Annotated in this window: 4 protein-coding genes; all 4 read left to right on the top strand. The window is 60.4% G+C overall.

The genetic code is table 11. From position 1 onward, the window contains the following. Positions 1-1275: thioesterase domain-containing protein (locus NP596_RS19990; RefSeq protein ID WP_256617156.1), on the top strand; the 1275-nt coding region annotated here is incomplete at its 5' end. After that, entirely contained in the window at positions 1262-2641 is a 1380-nt protein-coding gene (locus NP596_RS19985) for an efflux transporter outer membrane subunit (RefSeq protein ID WP_256617155.1), read from the top strand. The genes NP596_RS19990 and NP596_RS19985, both read left to right, overlap by 14 nt. Further along, positions 2638-3795 carry an efflux RND transporter periplasmic adaptor subunit gene (locus NP596_RS19980; protein WP_256617154.1) on the top strand — a complete coding sequence of 386 codons (1158 nt, stop codon included), beginning with the start codon at positions 2638-2640 and terminating at the stop codon, positions 3793-3795. Before NP596_RS19985 ends, NP596_RS19980 begins: the two co-directional genes overlap by 4 nt. Positions 3796-3808: 13 nt before the next feature. Then, on the top strand, positions 3809-4608 hold an 800-nt coding region (locus NP596_RS19975), incomplete at its 3' end, for an efflux RND transporter permease subunit (protein WP_256617153.1).

The raw sequence follows: 4608 nt of genomic DNA, 5'->3' as shown, positions 1-4608 counted from the left end.
GCCGGCATCGACGAAGCCGTGGTCATCGTCGGCGAACACGGCCAATTGCTGGCCTATGTCGGTTCCGGTTCCGTAGATAGCTCTGAAGGCAGTGAAACCCCATGTACCGAAAGCCTGCGCCAAGCCTTGCAAACCCGCTTGCCGGATTACATGCTGCCGAGCCACATCCTAGTCTTGCCGCAACTGCCGAAACTGCCCAGCGGCAAGCTGGATCGCCAATCCCTGCCGGCGCCGGAACGTATCGCCCGCACCCGCACCGCGCCGCGCAACGCCGTCGAACACCAGCTGGCAACGATTTGGCGGGAAGTGCTGGGCTTGGAAGACATCGGCGTCGAGGATAATTTCTTTGAACTGGGGGGGCACTCTTTGAGCGCACTGCGGCTGGTGTCGCTGATCAACAGGCGGCTGGACTGGAATCTTTCGCTCAGCCAATTGCTGCAACAACCGACCATTGCCGCGTTGGCCGCGCAAGCCAACACCGGCCAATTGTCGCCCTTGGTGGCTTTGAATCGTGCCGATGACGATAAACCGCCGCTATTTTGCCTGCATCCGGCCGGCGGTACGGTGTTCGGCTATTATCCTCTGGCTCGGGCGCTGGCGAATCAACGCCCGGTGTATGGATTGCTGTGCCGGAGTTTTCTGGAACCTGATTGGCGGGACGAGTCGATTGCGGCGATGGCATCGGATTACGCCCAGGCGGTGATGCAGCTGCAGCCGCTCGGCCCGATTCATTTGTTAGGCTGGTCCTTGGGCGGGGCTTTGGCGTTGAGTATGGCGAGCGTATTGGAACAAGCCGACCGCGAAGTGGCCTTTTTGGGCTTGGTGGACAGCTATGTACCTGGTTTCGATTGCGTGGAAGACGATGTGGAAGTCGATGATAAAGACAGCCTGAGGGATTTGTTAAAGAGTATCGCTCCAGAGTGGGCGGATTTCGATCTTGATAGCCTGGCGAATCTCAGTGAAGCGGATCAAGCTCGGCATCCGGCCGCGGCATGGTTAAAATTGCTGGATGTGAATAATGGACTGGCGATTATGCAGCGATTGAGCCAATTGAGTGAAAGTTACCGGATTGAACCCGTAAGGGTAGGCCTGCATTGCTGGTGGTCGGATGAGGCCGGCGAAGCGGCGGAATTTGCCCAGGATATGCTGGAACATGCCTGTGGCAGCCGGGTGCTGTCATCGGCACGGGTGCCGGCCGATCACGCCAAAATCGTCAAGCATGATGACTTTATTGCCGATGTGGCAAATCTATTGAATGCCGATGCCGCGTCGTAACGGTTGCTGGCTATGCCTGACGTTGTTGTGTCTGCCGGCCTGTACCACAGTGCCGGAACGCGATGCCGTTCGCGAAGCCGGCCCGTTGCCGACTGCCTGGACGGCGTTAGCGGTTAGTGTTGCACAAGGCCGGGTCAGCGCCTGGCTTGCCAGCTTTAACGACGACGATGTTAAAAGTCTGGTGTTGAAGGCCCTGGAAGGAAACAACGACCTGAAAGCAACGGCGACCAGGGTCGAGCAAGCCCGTGCGCAAGCCCGCATAGCAGGCGCGCCCGCCAGACCGCAACTGGAGTTGGCACCGGGTTTTGAGCATGCTGACGCCGGACGCGATGCGAAAAGCTCGATAAGTACCGGTAGCCGCTGGTCGGTGCCGTTCAATCTGAGTTGGGAACTGGATGTCTGGGGTCGGATCAACGCTACGCAGCAGGCAGCGGTTCTGGCAGCCGATGCGGTAGAAGCCGATTTGCAGGGTGCGGTGTTATCGTTGGCGGCGCGTACCGCGCAAAGCTGCTTCGAACTGGCAGAAGCCCGGCAACGGGTAACCGTGGTGCAAGCTTCCATTGATGAACGTGGTGCCTTGGTCGAATTGCTGCAGGGCCGTTTCAATCTAGGGCTGGCTCAAGGACTGGATTTGAGTCTGGCATTGACCGACCTCAGCGATGCCAAGGCCGAACTTAAAGAGGCGGGTAACCGGGTACAACAGGCGCAACGCCGACTCGAAGTTTTGCTGGGGCATTATCCGGGCGGTACTATCGAACGCTGCGCACGCCTGCCGGATTTGCCAGTTGCCTTGCCGGCGGGTTTGCCTTCGGAATTGCTGGCGCGCCGGCCCGATGTGTCGGCAGCATTCATACGTTTGCGCTCGCAAGACCAGCGCCTTAGCAGCGCGCGTAAGGCCTTGTTGCCGCGGGTTACTCTGGCGGCCAGCGGCGGCAGCCTGGGCAACACCTTATCCGATCTCACCGATCCGCGTTCCGCTGCCTGGAATCTGGCATTGGGTTTGGCTCAACCTTTGTATGCCGGCGATCGCTTACAGGCCGACATCGATTTGCAGGCCGCTCAAAGTCAGGAAACCTTGCATCGCTACCGGGAAACCGTGCTGAACGCGTTTCGCGAAGTGGAACAAAGTCTGGCGGCCGAGAACTGGTTGATTGGCCGCGAACAGGCGCTGGCGGCCACCGCAAAACAAACCGAGACCAGCCGCGCGCTGGCCATTTATGCTTATCGAAATGGCTCCGTGGATATTTTGACCTTACTGGATAGTTACCGCAGCACCCTGATTGCACGCACCGCGCTGTTGGATGCGCGCTTGCAGCTGTTGAACAATCGGCTGGATTTGTACCTGGCCCTGGGAGGCGGGGTATGAGTTTGATGTCCGGCAATACCCTGAAAATAGTGCTGCCCGCGCTGGTCTTGTTGGCCGGCTTGGGAGGCACCCTGCTGTTGGCTGGCGGAGGCAAACCCGAAGCGCAGGCGGCAAAACTACAGCCGCCAACCGTCAAAACCTTGATTGCTCAACCGCAACGCTTGCGCTTGCCGGTGCAAAGCCAAGGCATATTGCTGCCGGTGCGCGAGATCGATTTGACCGCTCAAGTGCAGGGCAGAATCATGACTGTGCAGGACAGTTTTGTGGTCGGCGGCCGGTTCAAGGCCGGTGAGGTGTTGGTGTCGGTGGAGACGGCCGAATACGATCTGGCGATTGTCAGAAGCGAAACCCGGTTGGCGGAAGCCAGGCGCTCGCTGGCCGAAGAACAGGCGGCGGCTATTCAGGCGCAACGGGAATGGCGGGTGCTGGGCGAGGGCTCGCCGACCCCGCTATCCCTGCACGAACCGCAATTACAGGAAGCCAAGGCCAAATTGAAACAAGCCGAGGCCGAGCTGGCGGACGCCAAATTACAGCGCAGCCGTTGCGAGATACGCGCACCGTTCAACGGGCGAGTCAAGGAAAAATCGACCGGGGTTGGACAGACGGCGGCAATCGGCCAACCGTTGGCGCGAATCTATGCCGACGATGCAGCCGAGATACGCTTGCCGTTGAGCCCGGCGCAGATCGGCTATTTGCCGGTGCCCGAGATTCGTAACGGCAAGACCATTGGCGCCAAAGTGATGCTGACGGCCGAACGCGGGACCGAACAGGTGCAACGGCAGGCCATGATCGTTCGCCGCGAGGGTGTCGTCGATCAGGGTACCGGGCTGGAATATTGGGTGGCCCGCCTCGAATATCCGGAGCGGGAACCGGCCTTGTTGCCGGGCAGTTTTTTAAGCGCCGAAATCGAGGGCCGTGAGCTGGAGGGTGTATTCGAACTGCCGCGCACTGCCTTGAACGCCGCCCAGGAAGCCTTGCTGGTCGACGCCGACAACAAGCTGCAAATCAAACGCTTACAGGTGCTGCGCAGCGATCCCGAGCGTGTGTTGGTTGGTGGCGGCTTGCAGGCCGGGGACCGGGTGATCGTCTCCGGTATCGATGTGCCGGTGGCCGGTATGCCGGTGGTCGTTGAACCGGTCGGCGACAGCCTGTAACGCGGAGCCAGCCATGAAAGATGCCGTGCGTTCGCCGAACTCGCTATTGGCCTGGTTTGTTGCCAATCCGGTGGCCGCCAACCTGTTGATGGTGCTGATTTGGCTGGGTGGCCTGGCCGGATTGATGGCGGTGGAGAAGGACGTTTTTCCGCGCTTTAGTCCCGAGCAGTTCGAAATCGTCGGCATTTATCCCGGCGCGGGCCCGCGGGATGTGGAAACGGGATTATGCATCCCGCTGGAGGAAGCGGTTCACGATTTGCCGGGCGTCAAGCATCTGGATACCGGCGTATTTGAAGGCGAGTGCCAGATCAAGGTCAGCGTACTGCAGGGCCATGGCCGGGAAACGGTGATGAGCGCCGCGCGGGGGCGTATCGATGCCTTGACTCATCTGCCGGCGGCGGTGGAAAAGATCGACATTCGCGAAGCCCAGCGCGACGGTGACGACGGTGTGATCTGGGTGGCCTTGTACGGCGAGGTCGAGCCGTTGCGGCTGAAAGCCCTGGGCGACAGGATACGCGCCGAGTTGTCGGCTTTGCCCGGCGTCACCCAGACGGTCGATTACGGGCGGATGAATTATGAAATCGGTGTCGAGCTGCGCGCTACAAGTCTGCATCAATACGGCTTGACGCTGGAGCAGGTCGCGGCGGCCATTCGCCGGGCTTCGTTCGATCTGGCCGGCGGCACGGTTAAAACGCCGTCCGGCGATTTGTTGTTGCAGGTTCAGGGTGGCGCGCGGCGGGGCGATGCGGTCGGCGAACTGGTTTTGCTCAGTCTGGCCGACGGCGGCGTGCTGCGCATTCGTGACGTGGCGAC

This window comes from Methylomonas rivi (assembly GCF_024505165.1).
Taxonomy (GTDB): domain Bacteria; phylum Pseudomonadota; class Gammaproteobacteria; order Methylococcales; family Methylomonadaceae; genus Methylomonas; species Methylomonas rivi.
This window is presented reverse-complemented; position numbering and strand designations above follow the sequence as displayed.

Excerpts from the sequence above, each read along its gene's own strand:
- NP596_RS19980 (WP_256617154.1), top strand. The coding sequence starts at position 2,638 with ATGAGTTTGATGTCCGGCAATACCCTGAAAATAGTGCTGCCCGCGCTG.
- NP596_RS19985 (WP_256617155.1), top strand. The coding sequence starts at position 1,262 with ATGCCGCGTCGTAACGGTTGCTGGCTATGCCTGACGTTGTTGTGTCTG.